Origin of the sequence: Paenibacillus sp. FSL R5-0908 (assembly GCF_038006245.1) — a bacterium.
Classification (GTDB): Bacteria; Bacillota; Bacilli; order Paenibacillales; family Paenibacillaceae; genus Paenibacillus_AQ; species Paenibacillus_AQ odorifer.
This window is the reverse complement of the sequence record NZ_JBBOUV010000001.1, coordinates 6,919,597-6,946,563: the sequence shown is the minus strand read 5'-3', so window position 1 is coordinate 6,946,563 and position 26,967 is coordinate 6,919,597. Positions and strand designations below refer to the sequence as shown.

Annotated in this window: 32 protein-coding genes and 1 pseudogene; 32 read left to right on the top strand and 1 reads right to left on the bottom strand. The window is 45.6% G+C overall.

All coding sequences use genetic code 11. The features are described 5' to 3' along the window. The first annotated feature begins 107 nt into the window (after positions 1-107). From MKZ09_RS31800 to MKZ09_RS31650, 31 genes are all read left to right on the top strand, one after another. Positions 108-641, top strand: coding sequence for a hypothetical protein (locus MKZ09_RS31800; protein ID WP_256719352.1), 534 nt, complete (start codon positions 108-110; stop codon positions 639-641). Further along, positions 619-2,439, top strand: coding sequence for a phage terminase large subunit family protein (locus tag MKZ09_RS31795; protein ID WP_076208743.1), 1,821 nt, complete (start codon positions 619-621; stop codon positions 2,437-2,439). The genes MKZ09_RS31800 and MKZ09_RS31795 overlap by 23 nt, the downstream gene beginning before the upstream one ends. Beyond that, entirely contained in the window at positions 2,436-2,663 is a 228-nt protein-coding gene (locus MKZ09_RS31790; RefSeq protein WP_076208744.1) for a hypothetical protein, read from the top strand. The genes MKZ09_RS31795 and MKZ09_RS31790 overlap by 4 nt, the downstream gene beginning before the upstream one ends. Then, a complete protein-coding gene (locus MKZ09_RS31785; protein ID WP_143767412.1) occupies positions 2,660-4,180 on the top strand; it encodes a phage portal protein in 1,521 nt (506 codons plus the stop codon). The genes MKZ09_RS31790 and MKZ09_RS31785 overlap by 4 nt, the downstream gene beginning before the upstream one ends. Then, a complete protein-coding gene (locus MKZ09_RS31780; protein WP_341041719.1) occupies positions 4,125-6,173 on the top strand; it encodes a prohead protease/major capsid protein fusion protein in 2,049 nt (682 codons plus the stop codon). Before MKZ09_RS31785 ends, MKZ09_RS31780 begins: the two co-directional genes overlap by 56 nt. After that, a complete protein-coding gene (locus MKZ09_RS31775) occupies positions 6,173-6,376 on the top strand; it encodes a hypothetical protein (protein WP_076208785.1) in 204 nt (67 codons plus the stop codon). The genes MKZ09_RS31780 and MKZ09_RS31775 overlap by 1 nt, the downstream gene beginning before the upstream one ends. Next, a complete protein-coding gene (locus tag MKZ09_RS31770) occupies positions 6,327-6,683 on the top strand; it encodes a hypothetical protein (RefSeq protein ID WP_179090045.1) in 357 nt (118 codons plus the stop codon). Before MKZ09_RS31775 ends, MKZ09_RS31770 begins: the two co-directional genes overlap by 50 nt. Beyond that, the gene (locus MKZ09_RS31765) at positions 6,680-7,249 is read left to right on the top strand and encodes a phage tail protein (RefSeq protein WP_076106926.1); all 570 of its coding nucleotides are present in this window, start codon (positions 6,680-6,682) and stop codon (positions 7,247-7,249) included. Before MKZ09_RS31770 ends, MKZ09_RS31765 begins: the two co-directional genes overlap by 4 nt. Further along, positions 7,246-7,680: a hypothetical protein gene (locus tag MKZ09_RS31760; protein ID WP_076106928.1), complete on the top strand. Its 435-nt coding sequence runs from the start codon at positions 7,246-7,248 to the stop codon at positions 7,678-7,680. Before MKZ09_RS31765 ends, MKZ09_RS31760 begins: the two co-directional genes overlap by 4 nt. Then, positions 7,677-7,982, top strand: coding sequence for a hypothetical protein (locus tag MKZ09_RS31755; protein ID WP_081393466.1), 306 nt, complete (start codon positions 7,677-7,679; stop codon positions 7,980-7,982). Before MKZ09_RS31760 ends, MKZ09_RS31755 begins: the two co-directional genes overlap by 4 nt. A 4-nt stretch (positions 7,983-7,986) precedes the next feature. Continuing rightward, complete coding sequence (locus tag MKZ09_RS31750) at positions 7,987-9,435, top strand: phage tail sheath family protein (protein ID WP_341041717.1); 1,449 nt, start codon at positions 7,987-7,989, stop codon at positions 9,433-9,435. 15 nt (positions 9,436-9,450) lie between these two features. Continuing rightward, positions 9,451-9,969 (top strand): phage major tail tube protein, encoded by a 519-nt coding sequence (locus tag MKZ09_RS31745; RefSeq protein WP_076208732.1) that lies wholly within the window; start codon positions 9,451-9,453, stop codon positions 9,967-9,969. Positions 9,970-10,012: 43 nt separating this feature from the next. Then, positions 10,013-10,321: a phage tail assembly protein gene (locus tag MKZ09_RS31740; RefSeq protein ID WP_341041716.1), complete on the top strand. Its 309-nt coding sequence runs from the start codon at positions 10,013-10,015 to the stop codon at positions 10,319-10,321. A gap of 158 nt (positions 10,322-10,479) precedes the next feature. Beyond that, entirely contained in the window at positions 10,480-13,404 is a 2,925-nt protein-coding gene (locus tag MKZ09_RS31735; protein ID WP_341041715.1) for a phage tail tape measure protein, read from the top strand. Continuing rightward, on the top strand, positions 13,401-13,610 hold the full coding sequence (locus MKZ09_RS31730; protein WP_076278828.1) for a tail protein X: 210 nt from the start codon (positions 13,401-13,403) through the stop codon (positions 13,608-13,610). Before MKZ09_RS31735 ends, MKZ09_RS31730 begins: the two co-directional genes overlap by 4 nt. A 1-nt stretch (position 13,611) precedes the next feature. Continuing rightward, on the top strand, positions 13,612-14,643 hold the full coding sequence (locus tag MKZ09_RS31725; RefSeq protein WP_341041714.1) for a phage late control D family protein: 1,032 nt from the start codon (positions 13,612-13,614) through the stop codon (positions 14,641-14,643). Between the two features lies 1 nt (position 14,644). Further along, the gene (locus MKZ09_RS31720; RefSeq protein ID WP_076208750.1) at positions 14,645-15,031 is read left to right on the top strand and encodes a hypothetical protein; all 387 of its coding nucleotides are present in this window, start codon (positions 14,645-14,647) and stop codon (positions 15,029-15,031) included. A gap of 3 nt (positions 15,032-15,034) precedes the next feature. After that, the gene (locus MKZ09_RS31715) at positions 15,035-15,454 is read left to right on the top strand and encodes a phage tail protein (RefSeq protein ID WP_256719353.1); all 420 of its coding nucleotides are present in this window, start codon (positions 15,035-15,037) and stop codon (positions 15,452-15,454) included. Next, a complete protein-coding gene (locus MKZ09_RS31710; protein ID WP_341041712.1) occupies positions 15,451-15,783 on the top strand; it encodes a GPW/gp25 family protein in 333 nt (110 codons plus the stop codon). The genes MKZ09_RS31715 and MKZ09_RS31710 overlap by 4 nt, the downstream gene beginning before the upstream one ends. A gap of 4 nt (positions 15,784-15,787) precedes the next feature. Next, positions 15,788-16,915 carry a baseplate assembly protein gene (locus MKZ09_RS31705; protein WP_076208754.1) on the top strand — a complete coding sequence of 376 codons (1,128 nt, stop codon included), beginning with the start codon at positions 15,788-15,790 and terminating at the stop codon, positions 16,913-16,915. After that, complete coding sequence (locus tag MKZ09_RS31700; protein WP_076208752.1) at positions 16,908-17,465, top strand: phage tail protein I; 558 nt, start codon at positions 16,908-16,910, stop codon at positions 17,463-17,465. The genes MKZ09_RS31705 and MKZ09_RS31700 overlap by 8 nt, the downstream gene beginning before the upstream one ends. Continuing rightward, complete coding sequence (locus MKZ09_RS31695) at positions 17,466-21,692, top strand: phage tail-collar fiber domain-containing protein (RefSeq protein WP_341041711.1); 4,227 nt, start codon at positions 17,466-17,468, stop codon at positions 21,690-21,692. A gap of 68 nt (positions 21,693-21,760) precedes the next feature. Further along, the gene (locus tag MKZ09_RS31690; protein WP_218643163.1) at positions 21,761-22,327 is read left to right on the top strand and encodes a hypothetical protein; all 567 of its coding nucleotides are present in this window, start codon (positions 21,761-21,763) and stop codon (positions 22,325-22,327) included. Beyond that, positions 22,320-22,421 carry a CD1375 family protein gene (locus MKZ09_RS31685; protein ID WP_254848733.1) on the top strand — a complete coding sequence of 34 codons (102 nt, stop codon included), beginning with the start codon at positions 22,320-22,322 and terminating at the stop codon, positions 22,419-22,421. Before MKZ09_RS31690 ends, MKZ09_RS31685 begins: the two co-directional genes overlap by 8 nt. An 85-nt stretch (positions 22,422-22,506) precedes the next feature. Further along, the gene (locus MKZ09_RS31680) at positions 22,507-22,803 is read left to right on the top strand and encodes a hypothetical protein (RefSeq protein ID WP_076106565.1); all 297 of its coding nucleotides are present in this window, start codon (positions 22,507-22,509) and stop codon (positions 22,801-22,803) included. Further along, positions 22,803-23,069 (top strand): phage holin family protein, encoded by a 267-nt coding sequence (locus tag MKZ09_RS31675; protein ID WP_076316789.1) that lies wholly within the window; start codon positions 22,803-22,805, stop codon positions 23,067-23,069. Before MKZ09_RS31680 ends, MKZ09_RS31675 begins: the two co-directional genes overlap by 1 nt. Next, positions 23,069-23,716: a lysozyme gene (locus tag MKZ09_RS31670; protein ID WP_341041710.1), complete on the top strand. Its 648-nt coding sequence runs from the start codon at positions 23,069-23,071 to the stop codon at positions 23,714-23,716. The genes MKZ09_RS31675 and MKZ09_RS31670 overlap by 1 nt, the downstream gene beginning before the upstream one ends. Before the next feature lie 119 nt (positions 23,717-23,835). Beyond that, positions 23,836-24,516: a DNA-methyltransferase gene (locus tag MKZ09_RS31665; RefSeq protein ID WP_341041708.1), complete on the top strand. Its 681-nt coding sequence runs from the start codon at positions 23,836-23,838 to the stop codon at positions 24,514-24,516. 487 nt (positions 24,517-25,003) lie between these two features. Further along, a complete protein-coding gene (locus MKZ09_RS31660) occupies positions 25,004-25,210 on the top strand; it encodes a transcriptional regulator (RefSeq protein ID WP_076208693.1) in 207 nt (68 codons plus the stop codon). A 97-nt stretch (positions 25,211-25,307) separates the two neighbouring features. Continuing rightward, positions 25,308-25,607: a hypothetical protein gene (locus MKZ09_RS31655; RefSeq protein ID WP_076208692.1), complete on the top strand. Its 300-nt coding sequence runs from the start codon at positions 25,308-25,310 to the stop codon at positions 25,605-25,607. 11 nt (positions 25,608-25,618) lie between these two features. Further along, positions 25,619-25,954, top strand: coding sequence for a YolD-like family protein (locus tag MKZ09_RS31650; RefSeq protein WP_076208691.1), 336 nt, complete (start codon positions 25,619-25,621; stop codon positions 25,952-25,954). Positions 25,955-26,030: 76 nt separating this feature from the next. On the opposite strand, the gene MKZ09_RS31645 is transcribed toward MKZ09_RS31650, so the two are convergent. Beyond that, a complete protein-coding gene (locus MKZ09_RS31645) occupies positions 26,031-26,357 on the bottom strand; it encodes a hypothetical protein (protein ID WP_076208690.1) in 327 nt (108 codons plus the stop codon). Positions 26,358-26,686: 329 nt separating this feature from the next. Here MKZ09_RS31645 and MKZ09_RS31640 point away from each other — a divergent pair. Then, positions 26,687-26,947 (top strand): annotated as a pseudogene (locus tag MKZ09_RS31640) (hypothetical protein); the annotation flags it as partial. Positions 26,948-26,967: the final 20 nt, after the last annotated feature.

Below are 26,967 nucleotides of genomic sequence, written 5' to 3'. Positions count from 1 at the left end.
CTTCCCGGGGCGGGGGTAGGGTGCGGGTGCGTGTGAGCCCGATCTTTGACTATTTTTTATTGAAAAAAATCACTGTGCACTGTGCATCTTGAGGGGGTGTTTTTGGCTTGGATTCCATAGTGAAAATGATTGATAAAACCTTATGTATCAGCGCGTCGTACACATCTGAACTGTTTGGGGTCCACCGGAACACACTTGCACAGTGGGTCAAGTTGGGAATGCCTAAAGCTGCCAATGGTTGGTACCCTCTAAAAGAGTGTTTTGATTGGGTGCAGAACTATCGTGGAACCTCGGATTCCGAGGATGAAGATGAAGCCACACCAAAGACGACAGCGGGGAAGAAGCTTCACTATGAGGCGAAATTAAAGGAGCAGCAAGCGGAAGCGGCAGAGCTGAAGAATGCTATTTCCAAGGGTGAATATATCCCTCGGGAAGAAGTTGTCAGTGAACTTCAACGTTTCTTTACAACGTTGAAGCGTTCTATGACTGGCTACAGCCGACGGATTGCAATGGAGATTGCACCATTCGTTGATCCGGATCAGGTGCGCGTCATTGAACAAAACATCAATGACACGACAAATGCAGTCCTTCTGCAGATGTCCGTCAGGGGTGTTTACAGTGCCAGAAAAGGCAAAAAGTAAATGGCCGGATTGGCTGGCATCAGCCTTCCAGGTTCTTCGACCACCTGAAAAGTTAACAGTTTCTGAATGGGCTGATCGGTACAGAGTTTTAGACAGCAAAAGTGCTGCTGAACCGGGGCAATGGTCCACTGATCGGACACCATATCTTCGCGGAATCATGGATTCTTTTACAGATCCTCGCGTGGAGGAGATTATTTTCCTTAAACCTACGCAGGTCGGAGGGACTGAATGCCTAAATAACATGTTGGGTTACGTGGTTGCTCAGGACCCTAACCCTGCCCTTGTTGTTTATCCGCATATTGAATTAGCCAAATTCACATCTGAGAATAGGCTGCAACCAATGATGGAGCTGAGTCCGGCACTACAGGAGAGATTCCATAGCAATCAGAGTAAGGATCTGGAGCTGCAGTTTGATGGGATGTACGCCGTTATCGCTGGGGCGAACAGCCCTGCATCCCTTTCCAGTAGGCCAATTCGGTTTTTATTCATGGATGAGGTGGATAAGTACCCGCGAACAGCTGGTAAAGAAGCTGACCCGAGATCGCTTGCTCGCGAGCGGACGAAGACCTTTCCCTTCAATAAAAAAATCATGCAGACCTCGACGCCGACATTGCGTAATGGTCCGATCTGGCAAGCATGGGAAGGGGCAGACGTCAAGCTGCAATACTACGTTCCATGTCCGCACTGCGGTCAGTTTCACACGTTCAAGTTCAAGCAAATTAGGTTTGACAAGGCGCTTGAACCGGAGGATATCAAGGCTACCGCCTATTATGAATGTGAAAGCTGTAATGGGATTATACGTGATGCACACAAGCCAACCATGTTGCGCGCTGGCGAATGGCGAACACCAGAAGGTTTTACCATGAGAAAGCGAAAAACTGGATTCTGGATGAATGCAATATATAGCCCATGGGTTAGATTCGGAGACGTTGCTTCTGAATTCATTACATCCAAACGCGTTCCTGAAGAGCTGATGAACTTTATTAATAGCTGGCTGGCGGAGCCTTGGGAAAACACTCAAATCAAACTAAATAGCGATAAGGTGCTGGACAAAACTAGCGGATATGACGAAGGGATTGTTCCAGACAGGACTATTTTGCTAACCGGAGGTGTGGATGTTCAGAAGGATCGTTTTTATTATTCGATCCGTGCTTGGAGTGAGGGCATGACGAGTCACAATATCCGACATGGTGTCGTTGAAACATGGCCACAAGTCGAGGATGTGATGAACATTTCTTATTGCAGCCGGGACGGAACGGAGTATTTCGTTAACCTTTGTGCGGTTGACTCGGGTTATAACGCTGATGACACCTATGATTTTTGTGTTAAAAATAGCGAATGGGCCGTTTCTATTAAGGGTGCAAACAATCCATTGCCAGCAAAGTACAAGCTGACAAAGATTGACCGGGAGGAAAAGGGGATGTATGGAATATCCCTGTACCTGGTTGATGGCGGATATTATAAAGATTTCATTTCGAATCGTTTGGTCCGCAAGCCAGATGAAACTGGTGGATGGTTTGTATATGAAGATTGTGATTTGGAATATGCGGAGCAAGTCACCGCTGAGGAGAAGGTCAAGGAGAAGCGGGGGCGTGTTGAAGTAGAGGTGTGGCGCCCGAAAACAGCCCATGCCGATAACCACTATCTTGACTGCGAAGTGTACGCTGCTTTTGCTGCTGATTGTTTGGGTATCCGGTATATGCGGTATGAAGAGCCGGAAGAGGCACCCAAGCCTCAGACAGAGAAGCCGACAGAGAGTAAAAAGTCTTGGTTACAAGGGGGTGATTCGTGGTTATGACGGAAGAAGAACGGTTAGCTTTACTCCGTGAACAGCTGGTAGAAGTGCGAAAGGCAATCAGCGCTATACTCGGTGGTGCACAGGAATATCGTATTGGCAGCCGCAGTATTAAGAGGCCGGATCTTGGGCGGCTTTATGAAGAGCGGACAAGGCTAGAAAAGGAAATTAGCGCCATTGAAGGCGGCGGCGGTATTTTCCGCGTCGCGTATTTTGAAGGGAGGTGAACAAACTGAACTGGTTAGACCGATCTATTGCGACGGTAAGCCCACGGTGGGCCTATAAGCGTTTGGCTTGGCGTAATGGGATGAGCGTATTCGATGCAGGGGGGCGTGGGCGGCTCAATCAAGGCTGGAACCCGTCTGCTTCTCCAAATGAACAGCAGAAGCGGGGCGAACGTGCTTTAATCCGCGCAAGAGCACAGGATTTAGAACACAATAGCGATATTGCTGGGGGGATTCTGCAGGCTTTTCAGCGTAATGTGACCGGGACCGGAATCATGCTGCAGGCTAAAGTCCCTCATACTGTTCTTGGGAACACTCAAGGCGAGATCAATCGGAACATTGAAGATCTTTGGAAGGAATATTGTAAGGCGGAAAACATTGATATCACAGGGACTCAATCTCTGGAAGAGATGGCCGATATGATAATTCGGCGCTTTTATGTTGATGGCGGAATTTGTATCGTCAAAGTTTATGTCAAGGACAGTGAGTATCCATTTAAGTTGCAAATCCGATCGGTTGACGAGCTGAATTCATTAGTTCAACCAAGTGAGGGTAAACGAATTGTAGAGGGAATTGAGCTAGATGACTACAATCGTCCGGTAGCTTATCACTTCAAAAAGGTATCGGATGGTTATTTTATGAACCCGGCAGAAACGGTTCGCATTCCGGCAAAAGATGTAATTTTTCTTTTCGAGAAGACCGATCCGCGACAAGTGAGGGAAATATCCAAGCTCGTTACAGCCTTGCCGCGCATCAAGGATGCCAACCAATTTATTGAAGCGGTATCTATTAAAGAGCGTGTGCTTGCCTGCATGTCCGTATTTATTAAGAAGAGTACACCGCAGAGTGGATTGGGTCGTGGTGTCCGGAGCGGAGGCGGACAAGAGATTGATTACAGTGGAGTGTCGCTTTCTCCTGGAATGATTGGAGAGCTAAATCCAGGTGACGAGGTACAGACGGTCATACCAACAGGTCAAGCATCCAATACCAAGGAATTTATTACGACGCTGGTCCGCATGATTGCCGCTGGTCTTGGATTAAGTTATGAAGCGGTCTCGAGGGATTTGTCACAAGTTAATTATTCCTCAGCCCGGCAGGGACTGATTGAAGATCGTAAACTGTATAAAAAGTTGCAGAAAATGATCATTGATCGTGTGCTGCGGCCCGTATATCTGGAATTTTTGGAATCCATGTACTTGAAAGGGAAGATTGATCTCCCGGGATACTCGAAGGAAAAGAGCATTTACACTGCTCATGTGTGGGTTCCGCCGGGCAGTACCTGGATTGATCCGAAAAAGGAAGCGGACGCTAATAAGACGGCGCTTGACTCTAACCAGGATACGCTTGCCCGTATTTGTGCGGAGCGGGGTGAGGATTGGCGGGATGTGGTGGTACAGCGTGCCGCAGAGATTAATCTTATTAATGAGCTGATCGGGGAACGGTCAGGAAAGGAGGAACAACCTAATGAGAAAGAGAGTCCGGACGACGATGAAGAAGAGTCTTCCGACGACGCTGCATAGAGCTGCTGGACCGCCTGAGAATCAGTTATCTCGTACGCTGACCTTCAGCAAAGATAGCATTAATGAAGAAGATCGTACTGCTGAGCTTTCGTTCTCGTCGGAAGCACCATATGAACGCTATTTCGGTAGTGAAATTTTAAGCCATGACCCCGGAGCGATTGACCTACAGAGGTTAACCGACGTCGGGGTTTTGTTATTTGCACATGGCCGTAATTCTAGATACGGCAATATGCCGATTGGAGTTATTCAAAAGGTATGGGTGGACGACAACGAACGTAAGGCAAGGGCATTAGTCCAGTTTGATGATGATGAGGACAGTGACAAGGTATTCCAGAAGGTGAAAAAAGGAATCATCAAGGGAGTATCTGTAGGGTACGAAGTATCTTCATGGGAGGAAGTTAAAGCCGGAAAAGTGTCTGCCAATGGTCGCCATGCTGGACCTGCTTACGTGGCACTTAAGTGGCAACCATTTGAAATCAGTATTGAACCAACTCCGGCAGATCCATCCGTTGGTGTTGGGCGTAGTTATAACCAAAATGAGAGCGAGGATGAAGGAATGAAGGGACTTAAAATGCTGGCTTTGGCCGCACAGGGATTAATGTATGCACCAGATGCGGGAGCAGGAATTGGCGGCGGCGCTGGAACGCCTACACCACCAGAAGGAGAGGGACAACGTGCAGCTGCACCACCTGGAATTGATCCAGCATTATCTGCACAACAAGGGGCGACAGCAGAACGGTCCCGGGTCACAGAAATCAATTCCCTATGCCGTAACTTCGATATGGACGCAACACCATATATTGAAGACGGCAGCACCGTGGACAAAGTGAAGGATGCGATTCTCCAGAAACAGATCGCGGACAAAGCGCCACAGCGGTCAGCCATTCAGGTAGGAGCGGAAGATCAAGACAAGTTCCGGGCAGCAGCAACGGATGCATTGTTGTTACGGGCGGCGCGTACAGTTTCAAAACCAGCAGCGGGGGCAATGGAGCTACGCGGTTTGCGCTTGCGTGACTTGGCTGTCGAATGCTTGATTCGCGCTGGTGAATCTGGAGCCCATCTGCTGCGTGATGAAGAACTGCTGAAGCGTGCGCTGAGCCCAGATACTACTTTCCAAGGCATTATCTCCAATGCCGCCAATAAAACGCTGTCTCAGTCATACCAAGAAGCCCCAACCACATTCCAGTATTGGACCGGGAAGGGTAGCAACTCCGATTTTAAGGCAGCAGAACATTACCGCATTTCCGAAGCTGGGAACTTGGAGCTGACATCGCAAAATGGAGTTATCCCTTATGATACTGCGATGAAAGACGAAAAGGTCACAAAAGCAGTGCTGACATACTCCAAACGGTGGGGCTTTACCCGAGAAGCGTTTATTAATGATGATTTGAGCATGTTGTCCCGGGTGCCTGCTGCTTACGTAATTGCGGCTAAGCGTGGTGTAAACAAACTTGTTTATCAGCTATTGGCATCCAATCCACTGATTTTTGATAACAAGAACCTATTCCATGCAGATCATAATAACTTGGGGACGGCAAGCGTGATTAATACTGTCTCTATGAGTGAAGCCCGTACAAAAATGCGTACACAGAAGGATCAGCGGGGCATTTCTACACTCAATATCGCTCCAAAGTATTTACTTTCTCCAGCAGAGTTGGAGACTGCAGCCGTACAATACTTGCGTTCTGAAGCTGATCCGGCGGGAGCTCATAGCGGTGTGGTTAACGTATTCCGGAATTCGTATGAGGTGATTGTGGATGCGGAGCTGGATCAATACTCTTCTACCGCCTGGTATCTAGCTGCTGATGCGAACATTGCAGATACTGTGGAGGTAACTTATCTACGTGGTCAAGAGGAACCGACCCTAGAAACAGACATTCCTTTTGATCGGTTGGGTATGGATTTCCGTATCTATTTTGATTACGGTGTAACGCTGCTGGATTCCCGAGGTTTGTTTAAAAATGCTGGCGTAGCTCCAGGGGGTGGAGAATAGTGTTGATTTTAAAAGAACCACTAAACTATGGGGGCAGATTGTTTGAAGTAGGTGAAGATGTTAGGGGACGTTTACCTTTGGAACTCACTCGGCAGCTACAAGAAATGGGGCATCTGGAAGAGCGCGAAGAAGAAAAACCGGAGGACGAAGTAGATGCTTTGTCTGAAGACTCAAAATCACAGCGTGGATCTAAACGTGGTTAGCTTCAAAGATTACGTTTCCCAAGATATCGGCGTGTTCCTTAACGGCGAAGAATTTGCAGACACTTTTGTTATCGACAAAAAAGAAGTTACTGCTGTACTTGATCAAGCCATCAACAGTGATCACCCCCTGGCATATGCCGAGGGGGTATCTTTGGTTACTCATGTGCTATATGTGAGTGAGGCAGAATTAGGGTACATCCCAGAGCCTAACGAAATGATGGTTATTAACGGTCAGCGGTACCGCGTGGACCGCGTAGGTGACGATATGGGCATGCTTACGATCTCATTGGAGGCGAACATTGCATGATAGATGTTCAGGCAGAGGCAAGAGGCATCCGAGAGGCACTAAGAAGGGTGGGGTCATTGGATACAGATGTACGCAAATCCTTTTATTCGGCGCTCAATCGGACCTCTCAACGTCTAAAAACTGAATCTGGCCGAAAAGCAAAGGAAACGTACATCGTGAAGTCCAAGGCGGTTACAGATCAGGTGGTGCTCAAGCGGGGTAGCGTCAGCAATCTATCCAGCGAACTCCGCTGGAAGGGCGGTAACATTCCTCTGATGCAGTTCAAAACAAATCCTAAGGCACTTTCCTCCAAACGTCCGCGTGCCTTAAAAGCTGCGGTTAAGCGTGCAGGAGGTAACAAGAAAGTGGATGGTGCATTTCTCGCTCGTATGAGAAACGGGCATATCGGAGTCTTCCGACGTAGCGCACGTCGCCGCCTACCCGTGGAGGAATTATATGGTCCGGCAGTGCCAGTCATGCTCAATAATCTAGAAGTTACTGAGTACCTGGAGAATGTGGCCATTGAAGAAATGGACAAACGGCTGGAGCATGAGCTTAACCGCCGTTTAGGAGGTGGAACGTCATGACGCCAGTCATGTTGATGATGGCAATCAAGGAGTTTTTAAAAAAAGAACTGGCCGACGAGGCGGCGACGATTCCAGCGGTTCATCTTGGAGCGTTGCCGAGCAAGACTGCCGAAAACCGGGATGATCCAGTATTCCCTCTTATTATTGTTCGCCCCATGGAGGGTGACAGCGACGATAAAGAAAGCCGAGCTCAAGTTAAATTATTGTTTGGGACACAGTCCGATGATGATTCCGGCTTTGTTGATGTGCTGAACCTCATGGAGCGGGTCCGTATATTGCTGATGAGGCAACGGGTTATAGATAAAAAATTCCGGATTGAATCGAATTGGAAGTGGCAGTTTTTAGAGGACCAGCCGGAACCGCAATGGATTTGCCAAGCGGTGACAACCTGGACACTTCCGCAAATTAGACAGGAGGTTAAACACTTATGAGTGATGTTAAAGAAGCAGCCAAGAGTAAACCTGAGAGTGCACCTAAAGCGTCTGTAAAGGTAGAAAAGCAGAGTCCTACCTGCATTTATTTAGGTCCGAATCTCCCAGGTGGACGTCTGCTACAATCCACCGTATTTCGTGGTGGTATTCCGGAGTATTTAAAACCACTGCTTGAGGAGCTGCCGGATGTAGAAGAATTAATTGTGCCAGTAGACATTATGTCGGAGGTACAAGAACGTATTGGCAAAACTGGTACAGCTGAATATGTAGCCTATCAAGCGATTTTGAAAGGAGTGAACTAAAAAAATGGCATTTAAACACGGTATAAGCATTATAGAGCAAGCCACATCCGTACTTGCTCCAACACAGGCGAGCAGTGGTATTCCATTCGCAGTAGGTACAGCGCCTATCAATCTGGCGTCAGCAGCGGTGCCCGCGAACACTCCCGTACTTGTCCATACGTATGCGGAGGCAGTAGCAGCGCTTGGTTACTCGGACAATTGGAAGGATTACACGCTATGCGAACTTATTTACTCACATTTTGCTTTGTATGCGATGGCTCCAATGATCCTGGTCAACGTGCTTGACCCAGCCACACACAAGACAACAGTAGAGCCGGGTGCTATAACCGTTGCAAACCGAGTGGCTACATTAGCTGTCAGCGGCGTAATGCTTCCAACACTGACTGTTAAGTCCTCGGATGGGACCAAAAACTTTCTCAAAGATAAAGATTATACAGCGGCTTTTGATGACGCTGGGCATGTGGTTATCACCACCAAGGCAAGTGGTGATATCGGGGCAGCAATTGCATCATTACAAGTGGGGTATGACAAACTCAACCCTGCAACCGTTGACGTAGACGACATTATTGGTGGGGTAACGCTTGACGGTTCCTATACTGGATTTGAATTAGTGAATCAGGTATACCCACGCTTTGGTATTCTACCTGATTTGCTGGTTGCTCCGGGTTGGTCACATAAACCAACAGTGGCAGCCGTAATGAAAGCTAAATCAGGTAACATTAACGGCAATTTTAAGACAATGGCTTTGACCGACATTGACCCAGCACAGCCATACACTGACGCAGGAGTTTGGAAGTCGGACAACAATTATACTGGACCATTACAAATTCCAGCCTATCCTCTACTTACACTGGGAGATAAGGTTTTTCATTACTCTACTCAACTTGCCGGACTAATTGCAGCGACAGACGCGGCAAATGGCGGTATTCCGTTTGCCTCTCCATCGAATAAATCACTTCAAGCGGATGGAACTGCACTAGCTAGCGGAAAAGACATTTTTCTGGGGATTGATCAAGCTAGTTATCTTAACGGTCTAGGCATAATGACTGCATTGAATCTTGGAGTAAGCGGTTGGAAGTCGTGGGGTAACTACACCGGAGCGTTTCCAGGTGTAACAGATCCAAAAGATAGTTTTATCCCGATTCGCCGTATGTTTAACTGGATTGGAAATAGCCTGATTCTGACCTACATGCAAAAGGTTGATGACCCGATGAATAAACGTCTGATCGCTGCTGTTACGGATTCCATCAACATTTGGCTTAATGGATTGACTGCATCCGGTGCGTTGCTAGGTGGACGCGTGGAATTCTTAGAATCCGAGAATCCTGTAACGAGCTTGATGTCTGGGAAAATCGCTTTCCATGTATATATTACGCCGCCAGGACCAGCACAGGAAATTGATTTCTTGCTTGAATATGACACAACTTACCTAGCTGCAATGTACGCAGCGTAGAAAGGAGAAGCACACATGCCAAAAAGATCTGAACGGGTTATAGACTATTCCGTGTTTTTGAGCGGAACGGAATACTTGGGGACAGCTACGGCTGACCTTCCTGAAATTTCGTTCCTGTCTGAAACGATTAAGGGAGCCGGAATTTCGGGGGAAATCGACGCTCCATCCCCAGGACAAACCAGCGCAATGACGCTTACGCTGAACTGGAATGTCGTGGAGAAAGCTTCTCTAAAACTCTTAGCTCCGGTCGTTCATGCTCTTGACCTTCGAGCCTCCATTCAACAATTCGATACTGCCACGAATGAATATAAGGAATCGGCACTTAAAATTACTGTTCGCGGACGTCCGTTGAGTGGTGGATTAGGGGGGCTTGAGGCTGCAACGGCTATGAGTTCAACAACCGCGTTCTCCATTAGTTATCTTAAAGTTTTGATTGATGGCGAGGAAGTACTTGAAGTCGATAAATTAAATTACATCTTCAAGGTGCTGGGACGAGATTATCAGGCCCAAACACGAGCCAATCTTGCGTTATAAAATATAAATCCCAAAGGCTTGGGAATTTGAGGAGGAAAATGGAATGTCAGAAGAAACACAAGGTGCAGCAGAGGTATATACCTTTGCCAAGCCGTTTACATTTGAAGGGCAAGAGGTTAAAGAAATTACCCTTAATTTCGATGATATGTCAGGAAACGATATTATCGCGTGTGATCGGCAATATCGCGCAGAACAGAAAGGCGCTATTTCCTTTTCTCCTGAGTTAGACAAGGTATATCAAGCATATGTAGTTGCTAAGGCTGCTGGTGTGCACGTTAGCTTAGTTCTTGCATCCAAAGCAAAGGATTTTACTGCGTTGACATTGAGGGCTAGAAATTTTTTGCTGCTGTAGGCTGTGGAGACAGTGAGGGAATTAAAGACCTCGCTGTCTCTTTAGCCATGATTACCTATACACCAGTCTCTTACTATTTGAGCTTGCCACTTGATGAACTCAGGGACTCGGTGGAGCGGGTAAATAGATTACGGAAACGGAAGGGGAGTAAATAGACCGTGGCAGGAAGAAGTAGAGAATATGATATTGCCTTTCGGCTAAATGGACTCATGGACCCCTCATTCCGTCAATCCATGGGCAACGCTGAGCGCCATATTGAGGAACTAGAACGCGCATTAAGGGAAATGTCTCGGCGAGGAGATTTGGACGATGTAAGGCGTGATGCAGATCGAGCAGATGATTCTTTACGAGATTTGAGGGATAGTGCTGGTGGCTTTGGTGATACACTGCGACAAGTGGGTGAGTATACAGGAGCATTTGCCTTGATTCAAGGTGCTGCTGGCGGTATGCAAAATATCGTAGGGACCATTGCTGATCAGTCTGATGCTATGGCTCAGCTTCAGGCTGCAACTGGTGTAACTGCAGAAGAAATGCTTGCGATGAAGGATAGCGCTGAATTCCTTTATAATGATCGTCTTGGCGAGGATTTCAACGACCTGGGAGCTGCCCTTGCAACAGTTCGGCAAGTGTCACAGGCTACGGGTGATGAGTTAGAAAGTATGACTAAGAACGCTATTGTGTTTAGAGATGTGTTTGGTGAGGATATTAATCAAAGTATCAAGGCATCAGACACAATGATGAGAAACTTTGGTGTAACCTCAGAGCAAGCATACAACCTCTTGGCTCAAGGAGCGCAGAATGGACTTAATAAGTCTGACGAACTGATTGATACAGCCAATGAGTACAGTGTCTACTTTAAAACTCTTGGTTATGATGCCGAAGGAATGTTTGATGTATTTGCAGCAGGGCTTGAAAACGGCGCTTTTAATCTGGATAAAGTCGGTGACGTTGTAAAAGAGTTCGGGATTCGGATTAAAGATGGTTCAAAATCTACAAACGATGCTATATATGCTCTGTTTGCGCCAGAAGATATCAATGAGTGGGTCACAGCATTTGTTAAAGGCGGGAAAAAATCGGCTCAATACATGGAGCTGATGAAAAAAGAAGGTAAGGAAACTGCAGAAGTTCTTCTAAAGGATTTCACAAAAGGTGGAACTACTGCAGAAAAGGCGATGAAGGATCTGCAGATGTATCTCGGGGGCGGTAACCGCATCTTTGACGGCATAACTGATGGTTCGATTACTGGACGCCAAGCCATGGAAGAGATCATTGTAAAGCTGGAAGAAATCGAAGATCCTATCTACCGTAGTCAAATCGCGGTTGCTTTATTTGGGACGCAGTTTGAGGATATGGAATCCAAAACGGTCCTCGCTTTAGGAACAGCACGCAAACAGTTTGATATGACTAAAGAAACGATGGAAGAGGTAGCTAAGGTTAAATACGATACCTTAAGCAAAGACTTTCAGGCAGTGGGAAGGCAACTCATGACTGAGCTTGTAATTCCAATCGGTGAGGACTTAATGCCAGCACTTCAAGGTATTGCTGACTGGATGGGCGATAATACCGAAATATTAAAAGCCATTGCACTTGCAGCACCAGCGGCGTTGATTGGTAAGTCTGTAACCAAAATCGTTAAGGGTTTTGGGACAATTACGACAGCGGCTGACGGAGCTGGAGGGGCTGCAGGAGGCTTCACAAAAGCTTTGGCGCTATTAACTAATCCTGTTGGACTTGCTGTTACTGGTGTAGCTGCTCTTTCTTTAGGTGTTTTGGCTTATAAGAAACATCAGGAGAACGCAAGACAAGAACTAATTCATATGGGCGAAACACTCAAAGAGACAGGTGAACAGTACCAGGAAACAAAGGATAAGGCTAAGCTTACAAATGAACTAATATGGGAATATGATCAGTTATCCCAAAAAATAGGTAACAGCGCAAATAGTTCTGAAGAGTTGGCAGCACAGCAAGAGAGAATGGAAGAAATAACAAAAAAATTGCAGGAGCTGCATCCGACAACTATTAGTCAATATGATATTGAGAATGGAAAGCTTCGTGAAAAGGCGGGTCTCGCTAAAGAAATAGCTGATGCCGATGAAAAGTTAGCAAAATTACAGCTTGAAAAGGAAATTGCTGAAGCTGAACAAAAGTTACCCGATACTACTAATTTAATTAAAGATTTGGAAAATCAAGTCGCTGCAGCAGAAGCCCAAACTGATGCCATATCTGAGGCTATACCTAAGTTTAAAGAATACTCAGAGCAGTTTGAGCGATTAATGATGATGCCCGGAACTGAAGAACAGAAAAAGCAAATTGATGAGTTGGTTCAGAAGGCGAAGGAAGCTGGCGAAGCAGTTGGCATATTTATCAATAGCTCAACAGACTTGAATGGATTAGATTCCTACGCTAACCAATTAGCTTCAGAGCAAGTAGATGCTCTTGATACTTTAATAACCGCATCCAAAGAATTAGATGACACAAAGCAGAGTTACCAGGAACTCTACGATAAGCAAAGGCAATTAATAGAGTTAAATCTGGGGGGGACGTTAGGGGAATATGCACAGAAATTTGGAAGTTTAGCTGACGAAGGAAAGGCCAAGTTTGATCAATCAGTTTCTGCGGCTAAAGATCTTAATGACCAAATGAATTTGATTCCTTCGGAGAAAAAAATAAACATCGAATTTTTGTACAAACATACTGGTCAATACTTGCCGGAAGCATCCAAAAACGTAACAGATATAACAAATTCTCTATTGCCTAAACAATTTCGAATGGATCAATATGCGGAAGGAGGTATTGCGACAAAGCCTAGTATTTTTGGTGAGGCTGGTCCAGAAATCGCAATCCCAATTAACAATAAGCAACGATCTCGCTCCTTACTCGATATGGCTAATGATTTAATGGGTTATAACAGTAACTCAGGTGAAACGGTAATTCAGGTGAACAACGCTCCGACGATTACCATCCCAGGGGTCGATCCATCCATCATGCAATCGGTAAACGATGCGATAAAGCAAGCGAATAACGCTTTGGAGCGGCGCTTAAATGAAATCGTTCAACAGCAAAGGCGGGTGAGTTTTCAATGACCACCACATATAGAACCCTTCAAGGCGATACCTGGGATGGTATCGCTTTTAAGTTGTACAAGAATGAAAAGTTAATGACATTGCTTATTAACGCAAATCCCGAGCATGTAGGAACTGTTGTATTTTCAGGAAATGTAATCTTAGTTGTGCCAGATATGCCAGCAGATGCCTCTGAGACGCTTCCTCCGTGGCGTAGGGAGAACTAATATGGAACTAATGCAAGACGCTCGCAGAGCAGTGCTAGTGTTATCATACAACGGCAAGGATGTTACGAAGGACATCGCCAAAGCATTAACTGATTTTCAGTTTAACGATGCGGCTCCAGGTACGCTTGATAATCTCTCTATTACTTTGGAAGACAGAGAACGGAACTGGCAGGGTCCTTGGTCACCGACTGAAGGTGATCGGATTACAGGTGAGATTCGTACAATTAACTGGGATGGTCCGGGCGAGATTAAAAAACTTCCCCTTGGCTCATTTGAAGTTGATTCTTTTGATTTTAAGGGACCACCAGATACAGTAGCTATTAAAGCTATATCATTGCCTGTCAGTTCGGATATTAGGCAAGAAAAACGTTCGCGAAGTTGGGAAAAGGTAGCGTTGAAGACAGTCGCTACGCAGGTTGCAAAAAGTGCAGGGCTGAAGCTTCTTTATGAAGCTATAGATAATCCTTCCTATGATCGGCTTGAGCAGTCTCAACTATCTGATCTTGCTTTTCTGTTAGAAACAGCGACGAAGGAAGGAATTGCGATTAAAGTATCTAACGGATCTCTTGTGCTCTTCGATGAGTCTGTTTATGAGAAAAAACAAGCAATTGCAACGATTATACGCGGAGAGGATAACGTAAAAGGTTATGGATTCTCATGGGGAACGGCTTATACAGCTTATCGTGCGTGTGAAGTGTCTTATACAAACAGTAAGTCTAAAAAGACTGTAAAAGTGACCTATACACCGCCGGGAGCTCCCAAAAGCGGACCTATACTAAAGATTAACGAGCAAGCAGATTCTCAGGCAGCAGCACTCAAGTTAGGTCGAAAAAGACTGCGAGAGAAAAACAAGGAGGCGGGAAGAGGGACTTTAAGCCTTATGGGTGATATCCGCATGGCAGCAGGTTTGACGATCAACATAAAGGGTTGGGGGCGATTTGATGGTAAATATATTATCGTATCTGTCAATCACGCTATAGGCGGTAGTGGGTTCACAACTGACCTAGAAATCAGAAAAGTATTGGGGTGGTAGTATGATTGTGATAGGTCAAGTATCGACATCAAACGCAGCAACTGGAAGTGTGAGAGTTGCCTTCCCAGATCGTGATGATTTGGTATCTGGCGAGCTTCCTGTTATTACGCGCGGAGGCTGGGGGCGAGGAAACGCCGTACCACTGCCTGGAGAAACTGTGCTATGTGTCTTTTTGGATAACATCCGTAATTCGGGTTATTGTCTAGGCACTTATTACGGATCAGAGGACAAGACACCTGGGACAATAGATCAGCGGGGTATATGGTTTGAAGACGGTAGCTACGCCTACTATGACCGTGCAACTAAGACTCTTAACCTCAAAGCAGTTAGCGGCGTAAAGATTGATGGTAATCTAACCGTAACTGGCAAGATAACGAGTGGAGGGTAAGACATGGGAAGCCAAAATTATGTAATGTCCAAGATTGGCAGTCTTGGTCCAGTGACTTTCGTTGTTTCAGAAGGAGCTACGCGAACGATTGACGAGTTCACTCGTAATACTGCTGGACGTTGGGCACAGCATGATATCATCGGCAAAAAGCCTAAAAAGGAGTGGCTAGGACCGGGAATTGACTCGGTGTCGTTTTCGGTGCAGTTAGATGCGCGGCTCGGACTGAATCCCCGAAAAGAGCTGGACCGACTTACTGAGTTGGGTAGGGCAGGCAAGGCGCTACCGTTGATAATTGGACGTAAGGGTGTAGGAACTGGGCTTTGGATAATTACAGACATGTCTCAAGCTTGGGAAACCCTGGACAACATTGGTAATGTTCTCGCATCAAACGTGAACATTACGCTGGAGGAGTATGTGAAATGATCTATACCGTTGATATGACTCAGCCATCAACAATCAATTTTGCGCCAGTGAGCAAAGCGGAGGAAGTGGCTCAGAACATCCGAACAATATTATCCACTCCTCTCGGTAGCGCACCACTGGCACGAGATATTGGGATCGACTACAGTTTAGTTGATGAGCCTTATCAAATCGCACAAGCAAGATTAACTGGCGAGATTTACGCTGCTATTGCTGAGCAGGAACCGCGAGCGCAACTCATTGATGTATCTTTTAACGGAAAAATCACGGACGCTTTGACAGGGCGTGTAGCGGTTGTAGTGAGTTACACACTGACAGAGGAGGTAACGTAATTTGGTGCAATACGTAGATCTACCAGAGATACAGTTTGTTGCTGAAGATGCGGCGGACATACAACAAAACATTATCACTATGTACGAAGGTTTAATTGACAGTACTCTTCAGCCTGCCGATCCGGTAAGGCTTTTTTTGTCTTCTCTAGCAGCTATTATTGTGCAGCAGCGAGTACTTATTAACCAGACGGCTAAGGGTAATCTTCTTAGAAATGCTTCTAATGTTGTGCTAGATCATATGGGAGCATTTCAAGGTTCTGAACGATTGGAGGCATCTGCAGCTATTACGACACTGGAATTTTCACTTTCGATTCCCTTGGCATCTGCAAAGCCTATCACATCAGGAACACGTGTTGGAGCACAAGGTGGAGATGGTTCCATTTTTTTCACTACTACTGAATATTTAGAGATTCCAGCAGGAGCAACAACGGGAGTAGTTACAGGCGAGTGTTCGACTGCTGGGGTAGTTGGTAACGGGTATCTTCCCGGTCAAATCAATGTTCTGATAGATCCATTACCATTTGTCCAGTCTGTGACCAATACCACGATAACTAGTGGTGGGGCGGCAGCTGAGACTGATGAGGCATTTCGGGAACGAATAAGGACAGCTCCAGAATCGTACAGTACTGCCGGGCCTCGAGGGGCTTATGAGTTCTGGGCAAAGTCCACATCTGCAGCAATCCTGGATGTATATGCTTACTCTCCATCTGATGGAACCGTTCGGATTGTACCGCTGTTGTCTGGTGGAGTTATACCAGGGCAGGATGTACTTGACGCTGTCTCGGAGACGCTCGAAGACAGAGGAGTGCGACCGCTGACAGATAAGGTGACGGTAGCAGCGCCAACAGCAGTACCTTACAATACCGTGCTGACTTATTACATCAGCAGAAGTAGAGCGGCAGAGTCAACAAATATACAGGCAGCTGTTACGGCTGCTGTGACTACGTATCAGCTTTGGCAAAAATCAAAATTGGGAAGACACATTAACCCGAGTGAGCTAACCGCACGTGTAATGGCAGCGGGTGCGTTACGGGTGATAGTGACAGCGCCAGCTTATTCAGCTATACAGCCGACTCAAGTGGCGCAAGAGGGGGCTACTACACTGACCTATGGGGGGCTCGTAGATGATTAACATCCAAGCGGCTAGCCTACTGGATATTCTCCCGCCAAGTATTGCGAATGATCCGGCGATGGTCGCTGCAGCTACGGCACTTGATTCAGAGTTACAGGCGGTTACTGGTGAGATTCGTAGACTGGATATTTACGGACGATCATCTGAGTGGACGAGTGCAGAAACGGACGAACTAGCTTGGCAGTATCATGTTGATTACTATGATCCGGAATTACCGATTGAGCAGCGAAGACAGTTAGTAGCTAATGCTATTCCGTTCCATCGACGAAAAGCCACACCTTCAGCTATTGAGGATCTAATTACAATTCTGTTTGGGGAGGGAAAGGTAGAAGAGTGGTCTGAGTACGGTGGCTCTCCGTTTCACTTTCAGGTGGTCACTAACAACCCTGATGTTACTAACGACAGGGCAGAGGAATTTATCAGAGCCGTAGAGTCGGTGAAACGTCTCTCTGCAAGACTAGATAGGGTCACGATATCACAAACAGAAGATTTAGAATTCTATTTCGGTGGAGCCTTGCACATGGGCGAAATCATGAGAGTAGGGGAATAAATGGGCGCATTTGGGAGTTTTACTCTAACAAACAAGGGCAGGACGCTTCAGTCAAAAGCCCAAGCCGGATCAAAGCTAAATTACACAAGGATTGCCGTCGGGAGTGGTCAACTCGGTGGGCAGTCTATTTTATTGCTTAATGGACTTATTGATCAGAAAAAATCATTACCTGTAACACGACTGAGAATGCAACCACCAAACAAAGCTGTCATTGGTACGGTTCTATCAAATCAAGACGTAACAACAGGATTTTACTTCCGGGAGATTGGTGTATTTGCTCAAGATCCTGATGAGGGAGAAATCCTATATTGCTATACTAACGCGGGAACCGATGCTGAATATATACCTGCTGTTGGAGGTAGTAATGTAATAGAAAAGACCATTGACTGCATTGTGGTAATTGGTACAGCGTCAAATGTATCAGCTACAATAGATGATTCTTTGGTATTTACAAGAGAATCTGAATTTAACGCTAAGTTTGACGCGTCCGGAGGACATAAACACACAGGAGCTGCTGGTGATGGTCCTAAACTCACCTCTGCTAGTTACGCGGGAGGATCTGTCACAGATGCCGCTATGGGTACACGCACAGCAGACCCTACAACAGCAACAGCTTATGGTTTAGTAGGTTCGATCACTCAGTGGTTCTCATGGATTACTAAGTACTTCAAAGCCATCACAGGGAAGGCAAATCCGTTTGATCCTCCAGACATCACACTAGCTGCAACTAAGACGCACGTTGATGACACTACAAGGCACATCACAGCCGCTGAGCGTACTGCTTGGAATACTATGCCAGGTACTGCTGACGCTAAATATATTCCAAAAACCGACAGAAATGTGGCTAATGGTGTTACAGCTTTAGATGCGAATAGAATGGCGGTTTCAGATGGTAATGTGTTATCTAGTAGAATATCTGAACGCGTTCTTGGATTTTCATTCTCAAACAGCGTAGCTAATCAAAGAATTGACTTATATACAACTGGTGCATTGTCAGGCTACATTGAGGTGTCTGTGACGGCTAGTTGGAATGCAGTGAACGCAGCTGGTAAAATGACGAAGCGTTTTAATGTGGTTGCTGCTGCTGCTACTACCCTAAATTATCAGAGCACGCAATACCCAGAAGTAACGGGTCTTATCAATCAGCACATATCTATATCTGATATTAGTTGGGACGCCACTAACTCTCGTTGGAAAATAAGTATAGAAGCACGACATGCGCCAGGGGCTGCGATTGCCTTTGCTGTATCTGTAAAGCATGCGAGCCCTACTGCGCCACCAACGTGGAATCTGAGTGCTGTTTACAGCGGCGCAGCACCTACTGCACTACCTGTAGCAGTACAGACAATTCCCGACGACACCGTGCTTCAGTCCGGGCAGGAGTTCCAGAAGTACAAGCTCACTGATAACAGCGGAAAGGTCATCCGTCTCGCCCCTAGTACGGACCTAAACACAGTTAACCGCAACGGGCAGTACGATGGTTACCCTCTTGTAAACGCACCGGGGAACAACACAACAGCGTGGTTCTTCATCGAGGTTTTCTCCCACTCACAGAACCCGGATACTATCCTCTTTCAACGCGCTACTACTTTCGCTACTGTACCGAGATCTTACATTCGGGAGTGCTATAACAGCGTGTGGGGAGAGTGGATCGAGGAAGAAAATGCTAGCCGCAAGAACGTCGCGAATGGGTATTTGGGTCTGGATGCAACTGCGCTTGTCCCGGACGCTAGACTATCCCCTAACATTTCTAGGTTGGCAACAAGACTAGTAACAGACACTAACCTAAATGACGTCATTGGAGAAGGTACTTATCACTGTGATTCAAACGCTGTAGCGGGCACGATCCTTAATATACCACCCGCGATAGCTAATTTAGCTTTCGGCTTACGGGTCACTAAGACCGCTGGTGCAGTCGGATTCAATCAGGACATATACTGTTACTCACTTGCGGGAACAACCTCCCCTAAGCGGTACACGAGAAACTACTACAATGGTACATGGTCTTCTTGGCAGGAAATAGAGACGACAGCTTCCAAAGGAGTAGCTAACGGATACGCAGGACTGGATAGTGCGGCACGAGTTCCACGAATAAACACCTACAATGAGTTTGCTGGTTACTCCACAGTAACCGACTTCAATGCAGCCCTAACAGCGGGAGTCTACTCTGTATCAAACACCGCGTTAAACAGCCCTGTAGGCGATTACGGGCATGTGGAAATTATCATTAATAACAAGGAAGTACATGATAACGTAGGGAACTGGATATGGCAAAAGTTCTACGCTACTGGTGGTGGGACATACGTCCGCCGTAAGCTTAACGAGAGAGCATGGGACCCGTGGGTTCCTGCGTGGAGCGGTTACAATGACTCCCCTATATTTATGACGAGGGCTTTGCTAGCGAATAACACGGACCTGAATAAGGTCATCACTAACGGTATTTGGAACATCTACCAGCCTACCGGGATCACGAACGCACCTCCTGTAACATACGGTCTTATGTCTGTGTATAGAGCAGACTCCACAACCAACTATATCAAGCAAGAGATAATTGACATCATACCGGGTACTATCTACACCAGAAGCAGAAATGGGGGCACCGCGTGGAGCCCTTGGGTAACTACTATTACCAGTGCTGGTGGCAACTTTACTGGCGCTGTATCAAGAACCTATGGAGGTTCTTCGGTTAAATATAACAATGTGGCTTCTTACTACTACGGCGGCGCGAACAATACAGGCACACTAAAAATAACGCTCCCGGTTTCTTGGAATAATGCCATGATGAACATCAAAATAACTGGATTTGATTACTCTACTCGTGGTTCATGGGAGCTTTCGCTTGGTTGCTATAACTTCTCTACTGGATGGAGCATGCTTTCAGCTTCCGTAGTATCGTATAGCGGAACAAGTTTACCATTTTCGTCCATACGTTTCGCTCATGATGGTAGTAAATGCTGTATCCTTCTTGGGAACACTGCTACTATCTGGCAATACCCATCTATAGAGATAACCGAAGTATTGGCTTCTCACAATGGAGCTACTGGGTTGGGTGGAGATTGGACGATGAGCGTCATAACGTCTGAGACAGGCATTTCCGGCGCTCTTTCTACTCCTATAACATGGGGCAATGCTGACTCAGTAGGTGGATATTCTGCTGCGCAGGTTACACAAGGTACACTTGCCTATGCTGTTACCTCTGGTACTGCTCCAACACTGGCGGCTACTTTTAATCCGGCAGTTCCAGCCTTGACAGCGGGTTTACGCGTAACCATTAAAGCACATGCAGCTACAACAGGTCCGGTTACACTCAATGTAAATGGTCTAGGCGCTAAATCTATCAAAAAGCCAAATGGCAATAACCCGCCTTTGGCTCTTGGTGGTGTCTATACGGTTGTATACGATGGAACGGCTTTTATCTTACAGGGTGAAGGGGGTGAATATGGAACAGCTACAGCAGCGGAAGTCCTGGCGGGAAAAACGATAGGCACAGATAACGGACTGGTGAACGGGACAATGCCGGATAGAACTAGAGCCGGAGACAGCCTAACCTATACCACAGCCTTGTCAGCTAAAGGGGATGGATTAGGGAGCCTTGTCATGGAACCTCAGACGGGGTACTATGCTTCTGGACTTAATTCCGGTGGATTTGGGACACTGTTATCCGTTGATCCCAATTTTGTACCATCAAGCATTTTGTCTACGAGATCTATTTTTGGAGTTCAGGGTTCCATTCCTGTTATCACATCTGGTGATGATGTAGCGATAGGAGTGGGAAGATGGCCTAACGGAGACTTAGCGGGTTATCCGCGTGAAGGGTATAGAAAGGGAGGAGCCGGGGCTGGAGAGTTAAAGGTTACAGTAGGGCAATTACAAAGTATTGGTTACAGACAATATGCTTCAGGAAGGTCTAGTAAAACAGGCGGAGCTGTAAACATTCAGTATACAGACGGAACGTCATACGCTCAGGATATGGGGAATGTTACAGGGTTGTGGTTTACCCCCAGAATCATTACCGCAGTGTATACAAATTCACAAGGACAAAAAACGGTTACGACTTACATCGCCTCGATAGGCGAAGTTGTGATGTCTTCTTATGATACCGCCAGATGTAAAAGGGCTTTGCTTTCTCAAAATCCGGGCATCGTGGTTAATTCAAGCGGGTTCACAATGCCAGTATTTCCGTACAATTTGTTTGGTGCGGACTTTGAATGGGAAGCATGGGGGTAATTAATCCAAGGTATATCTCTTTTGCAATTAATATTAGTTGTTAAGCTTTAAGATAAAAAGGAGGTTTTATGATGGAAATCGGAATGAAAATATACTTTGAAAAAGCAACAGGAAACGTGGTAGTAAATACGGGTGAACAGGTAGGTAGGTTGGTAGTGGAGACAACCGAGGATCAGGACTTTGCAACATATAAGGCGCTGGCTGAACGGGTCCGCGATACCATTGGTGTAGTAAAGCTCAAATACGGTCAGTTCCGTCGAGAATTTGCGGAGTGTAATGGCTACCGTGTTAATCCAGATACCGAAGATTTAGAGTTTACCTATCCGGGCGAGGTTCCAGCAGAGGTGCTAATTAAACGTATCGAAATGGTAGAGGGAGAAGGTGCTAAAACGGTTCAGGAGCTAGAACAAACCAATAAGAAACTTGTAGAGACCTTGGAAAGACTTGATCAAACTGAAACCCAATTGCAAGAAGCGCAGCTTGCTCTTACGGAAAATTATGAAGAGTTACAGACTGCCAAACATGAGGCGGCAGACGCACAATTGGCGCTCACAGAGCTTTATGAGCTGGTACTTGCCGGACAACCCGTAGCACCTGCAGACCCCGTTGAGGGAGGTGAAGAATACAATGCCTAAAGTATATGCAAGCTTGATCCGTAAAGGACTTAAGAAGTTGGAGCAAGTACCGGAGATTATCCGTGAGGATGTCGCAGCAGAGCTAAAAGAATAGATTAAATTGCTAGCGCCACATAGTAGGCGTTTTTATTTTGCCCTCGGGATTCCCGGGGGCTATTTATATTGAGGGGGAAACGGGAGTGGAGCCTACAACGATCGTAGCAATGATTGCGGCAGTAAGTGGGGTTGTCTTGGGCTGGACGGGGAAGACCCAAGCATTTAAAAAGGATGTTGCACAAGAGGCTGGTAATGGTGCGTCACTTCGTACTGATGTTGAGTATATCAAACGGGGCGTGGATGATATGCGTTTAGAGCAGCGAGCCCAGGGGCAGAGATTTGATTTACTTTCAGAGCGTGTAACGCGTATTGAAGAGGCTTCTAAATCGTATCACAAGCGGCTTGACCGATTTGAAGAAAATAGAAGAGGTGATTTGTAATGGAATGGAATGCAATTATGGAGTTTATTAATCCCGAATTAATGGCTGTCGTTGTAGCTTGTTGGATCATAGGCTATGTTTTGAAAAAAACGCCGAAAGTGCCAGATTGGAGTATTGTATACATCGTTACGCTGATGGCCATCGTATTTGCTGTACTGATGTTAGGGTTTGTCATTACAAGCTTTATACAAGGCATCCTATGTGGTGCTGTAGCTGTATATGGTAACCAACTGGTCAAGCAGTCTCGTAAAGCGGGTGATGAGTAATGAGTCGCAAAATTTCGCAAGTGGGAATTTCCCTTATCAAGTCTTTTGAGGGCTGCCGTCTCACGGCGTACAAGCCTGTGCCTACTGAAACATACTGGACAATCGGATGGGGTCACTATGGTCCAGATGTTAAAGCAGGTATGACCATCACGCAGGCACAGGCTGACAGTATGCTTCTATCCGATCTGGCAAAGTATGAGGCATATGTTAATGATGCGTCGTACGTGCCGGTTACAGCGTGGCTCAGTCAAAATCAATTTGATGCACTCACAAGTTTTTGCTACAACTGCGGCAACGGTAGCCTTAAAAAACTTTGCGTAGGGCGGACGATAACAGAGATCGCTCAGAACATTACTAAGTACAACAAAGGCGGCGGCAATGTTTTGGCTGGTCTAGTAAGACGGCGTAAGGCGGAACTCGATCTGTTCAATAAAGAAGACGTAACAATCAAAAAAAAATCCCCAAATGCCAAGGAGGACGCTACTTTGGAACTGACTAATTATCAATGGACAATGCTGCAAACACAGGTTAAAAATCTCCTGACAGCTGGTACGATCAATGACAAGACTTGGCTTGATAAGATCGACAAAAAGACATTGAAGACATCTGAGCTTGCATGGCTTTCGTTTATTGTTTCCAAAAAGTAAAGAACAAAAGCTTATGAATTTCCAAACGCTTACGAATTTGTCCACTGGCTTTGGCTAGTGGATGTTTTTTTTACCCAAATTTAGAACATATGTTTCCAATAAAATAATGAGGTGACTTTATGATTTACAACTTAGACTGCATCAATGGTGCAAAACAATATTTAGAAGATAATAGCGTTGATCTTATTATTACAGATCCACCATATAATCTTGGCTTCGGGGGGACATCATTCACCAAGTCAAAGAAGCCGAGATTCTCTATCATTGCGAATGACAAGTTATCAGCGAGAGAATATCAGCGCTTCACGTTTCAGTGGCTTAAAGAGGCGTATCGGGTTCTTAAACCAGGAAGACATATTTATATTTTCATTGACTGGCGAATGTATCCCCTTATGGCTCTGTGGGCGGAGAAAGTTGGATTCACAATTAAGAATACGATAGTTTGGGATAAGGCATATATGGGCATGGGGTGGCAGTATCGGTTTCAACATGAATTTATCTTATTTGCGGTGAAAGGCAAGCAGAAAGTAAGGCGGATCAGCACAAGGAAAGCAACCGATATTATTAGAGTGCCGCGAATCTCTGGCAATAAGACCGTTCACCCAACAGAAAAGCCGATTAAGCTTATGGAACATCTTATTGGGAACAGTAGCAATGAAGGAGAGGTTGTTGCCGATTTCTTCTGTGGCAGTGGTCCAGTTGCAGTAGCTGCATTGTCGACGGGGAGACGGATCAAGGGTTTTGAGATTGATCCAGAGTACTACAAAATAGTTAACGATAGAATTCAAAGCTACCAATAATGTTATAACGTAAAAGCCCTGCTGACTTAGGCAGGGCTTTTTTTGTGTTCGTAAAGGTTAGCGCAGCGCAAGCACCAAGGAAATTGTGCTTATTGCTAGCGCAAGAACACTTATGATCATTGATACCGTTAGAGTTTTAGAGGTCTTCATAATCCCAACTCCTTTGTGATATACTATATTAAATAAGAAAGAAACAGCAGTCCTTATATTTCAGCACCCCTTGAGGGAGGTCCGCCGAAGCGGACCCTTGAGTTAGCGTCTCAGGTTGATGATGAGGGTGACTATCGAGTTAATCAAGCTGATGATTGCAGTCATCAGTGTGATTTGTACAACTCGATTGTCTTTCGGCTGTTTCTTTCTTTTTTTCTTCATCTTGTTCACCTCCTTTATATTTCTATTATATACTGGTACCAGTATATAGTCAAGAGTTTTATATACTGGTAACAGTATATTTTCTGTGGTATCCTATAGCAAAGGGGGGATAACCATGGAACAGCAAGGTAAGGCATCAACACGCGCAAAAGATAAGTACAACGCCGCAAATTATGATCAAGTAAAGCTTTGGGTTAAAAAAGGCGACAGGGAAAGGATTGATGCTGTTGCTAAGCAACTTGATAAGAGTCGCAACGCCTTCATTTTGGAAGCGATAGAAGAAAAGATAGCAAGAGAATATACAGAGCCGCCACAGGAGTAGTCCTGTACGGCTCTTTTTTGTCATAAAAAACCATTGATTAAAAAACCAATAAGCACATATAATACAAACATGTGTTCTTATTTTGGAGGCGTTAATTATGTTAAGCGATACACCACGTAAGCTTTTATTGATCATTACTCATTACTCACGACATTTTGGTCGTCTCCCTTCATTGCCTGAGTTAGAACGATTAAGTGGACGAATGCCAGTTGATATCCGAAATGGATTGAAAGAGTTGACAGAGGAAAACTACATCGAATGGAACCCAAATACGCCACCTGAAATGGCCTGCATTATATCTGGCTGGGAAAGAGATAATCCTTCCCACCGAGATCCTGAAGAAGCTCGGGAAGTTAAAAACATACGGAGTAGTGCGGACTATTGGTTGTATTATTAGGGAGGATATCTATGCAGAGAAAGAAACTTGAAGGTAACGGATTGTGGGAAAGCAGCAGGATGATTATGCCTGAGCATAAAAATAGGATGCTGGACGATGCATTAAATGAAGAGACTCGTAAAAAGCCTGATTTAGATCCCCAAGCATTAGCTGAAATCTCACAGGTATTAGCTCAATCGTTAGAGGATTGTAGTCCGATCACACTTACATTGTTTGGAGAATATAAGGACAAAACAATCCACGGCATTGTTATGAAGGTTGACCGTCAGCATGGTCAGATAAAGTTTCGTCATGATGATGATTGGGATTGGATCAAAGTAGAGGATGTTGTTAATGCGAGCACATAGTAAATTCCCAAGCGATTGGGATTATGGCAAAGCCCTACTAACCTATATGGTCGGTAGGGCTATTATGATAACATAACTACATATAATTAGAATTTTTGGACAAATCAGATATTAATTCAGCTGATGTACGAGGCGGATCTGCAATTTTTTTTATGATACTTGCTTCAATATTATCAACTTTGCTCGATAGGTTCTCTATATGTTCAAGTAAAGAAGCAAAGCCCAATGTGAAAATCCCAGATATTCCGCCGGAAACCCAGAACATAAGCATATATCCCCAAGCGAAACCCTTATCTTCAAATGAAAATTCCGGTTCTGGAGCTAATATATTACCTGCGAGAATTCCCCCTATAAAAGCAATTCCTATAGTTATATATGCTACCCACCGTAAAGCTTTGACCATGATTTTTCATCCCCTAAATATGATAATAATTTACAAAGTAAGTCTACCAGATAAAGGGATGGTAATCTATGTATTTTGAATTGGAGCGATATTTAAACACCTGTCCTAGTAATTAAGGCAACTATGGTGTTTAAATATCGTCAGTGACTTATTAATGAAAGGGAATAAAATAACTATATTTTCTTGACCACAATTTGACCACATTGCTCACATTTTACCCACATAAAATTGAGTTAAATATAGGCAGACGTGGTCAAGTAGAACACCAACAATACATATTAATCGGGAGACTCGGGCAAATCTGATCAAGTAGAGCATTTTGTAATTAGACGGAGATGATCTTCCCGCTCCTAGAGGCTGTGCTCGCCGCCGGAGGGCGGGCGCTGGTAGCGACGCCGCGCCGCGACGTCGTACTTGAGCTCGCGCCGCGGCTCGCCCGGGCTTTTCCGGCGGAGGTCATCGCCGTACTTTATGGCGGCAGCGCAGATCGCTGGGTGAGTGGTCGCTTAACGCTCGCAACCACCCATCAGCTCCTGCGCTTCCATCAAGGTTTTGATCTCGTAATTATTGACGAGTTGGATGCGTTACCAAGGATACCAAAACACACACG

Excerpts from the sequence above, each read along its gene's own strand:
- MKZ09_RS31780 (WP_341041719.1), top strand. The coding sequence starts at position 4,125 with ATGAGAAAGAGAGTCCGGACGACGATGAAGAAGAGTCTTCCGACGACG.
- MKZ09_RS31645 (WP_076208690.1), bottom strand. The coding sequence starts at position 26,357 with ATGGTCAAAGCTTTACGGTGGGTAGCATATATAACTATAGGAATTGCT.
- MKZ09_RS31720 (WP_076208750.1), top strand. The coding sequence starts at position 14,645 with ATGATTGTGATAGGTCAAGTATCGACATCAAACGCAGCAACTGGAAGT.
- MKZ09_RS31685 (WP_254848733.1), top strand. The coding sequence starts at position 22,320 with ATGCCTAAAGTATATGCAAGCTTGATCCGTAAAGGACTTAAGAAGTTG.
- MKZ09_RS31650 (WP_076208691.1), top strand. The coding sequence starts at position 25,619 with ATGCAGAGAAAGAAACTTGAAGGTAACGGATTGTGGGAAAGCAGCAGG.
- MKZ09_RS31675 (WP_076316789.1), top strand. The coding sequence starts at position 22,803 with ATGGAATGGAATGCAATTATGGAGTTTATTAATCCCGAATTAATGGCT.
- MKZ09_RS31755 (WP_081393466.1), top strand. The coding sequence starts at position 7,677 with ATGAGTGATGTTAAAGAAGCAGCCAAGAGTAAACCTGAGAGTGCACCT.
- MKZ09_RS31690 (WP_218643163.1), top strand. The coding sequence starts at position 21,761 with ATGATGGAAATCGGAATGAAAATATACTTTGAAAAAGCAACAGGAAAC.
- MKZ09_RS31715 (WP_256719353.1), top strand. The coding sequence starts at position 15,035 with ATGGGAAGCCAAAATTATGTAATGTCCAAGATTGGCAGTCTTGGTCCA.
- MKZ09_RS31655 (WP_076208692.1), top strand. The coding sequence starts at position 25,308 with ATGTTAAGCGATACACCACGTAAGCTTTTATTGATCATTACTCATTAC.
- MKZ09_RS31760 (WP_076106928.1), top strand. The coding sequence starts at position 7,246 with ATGACGCCAGTCATGTTGATGATGGCAATCAAGGAGTTTTTAAAAAAA.
- MKZ09_RS31790 (WP_076208744.1), top strand. The coding sequence starts at position 2,436 with ATGACGGAAGAAGAACGGTTAGCTTTACTCCGTGAACAGCTGGTAGAA.
- MKZ09_RS31770 (WP_179090045.1), top strand. The coding sequence starts at position 6,327 with ATGCTTTGTCTGAAGACTCAAAATCACAGCGTGGATCTAAACGTGGTT.
- MKZ09_RS31745 (WP_076208732.1), top strand. The coding sequence starts at position 9,451 with ATGCCAAAAAGATCTGAACGGGTTATAGACTATTCCGTGTTTTTGAGC.
- MKZ09_RS31660 (WP_076208693.1), top strand. The coding sequence starts at position 25,004 with ATGGAACAGCAAGGTAAGGCATCAACACGCGCAAAAGATAAGTACAAC.
- MKZ09_RS31740 (WP_341041716.1), top strand. The coding sequence starts at position 10,013 with ATGTCAGAAGAAACACAAGGTGCAGCAGAGGTATATACCTTTGCCAAG.
- MKZ09_RS31670 (WP_341041710.1), top strand. The coding sequence starts at position 23,069 with ATGAGTCGCAAAATTTCGCAAGTGGGAATTTCCCTTATCAAGTCTTTT.
- MKZ09_RS31710 (WP_341041712.1), top strand. The coding sequence starts at position 15,451 with ATGATCTATACCGTTGATATGACTCAGCCATCAACAATCAATTTTGCG.
- MKZ09_RS31665 (WP_341041708.1), top strand. The coding sequence starts at position 23,836 with ATGATTTACAACTTAGACTGCATCAATGGTGCAAAACAATATTTAGAA.
- MKZ09_RS31695 (WP_341041711.1), top strand. The coding sequence starts at position 17,466 with ATGGGCGCATTTGGGAGTTTTACTCTAACAAACAAGGGCAGGACGCTT.
- MKZ09_RS31730 (WP_076278828.1), top strand. The coding sequence starts at position 13,401 with ATGACCACCACATATAGAACCCTTCAAGGCGATACCTGGGATGGTATC.
- MKZ09_RS31765 (WP_076106926.1), top strand. The coding sequence starts at position 6,680 with ATGATAGATGTTCAGGCAGAGGCAAGAGGCATCCGAGAGGCACTAAGA.
- MKZ09_RS31700 (WP_076208752.1), top strand. The coding sequence starts at position 16,908 with ATGATTAACATCCAAGCGGCTAGCCTACTGGATATTCTCCCGCCAAGT.
- MKZ09_RS31725 (WP_341041714.1), top strand. The coding sequence starts at position 13,612 with ATGGAACTAATGCAAGACGCTCGCAGAGCAGTGCTAGTGTTATCATAC.
- MKZ09_RS31750 (WP_341041717.1), top strand. The coding sequence starts at position 7,987 with ATGGCATTTAAACACGGTATAAGCATTATAGAGCAAGCCACATCCGTA.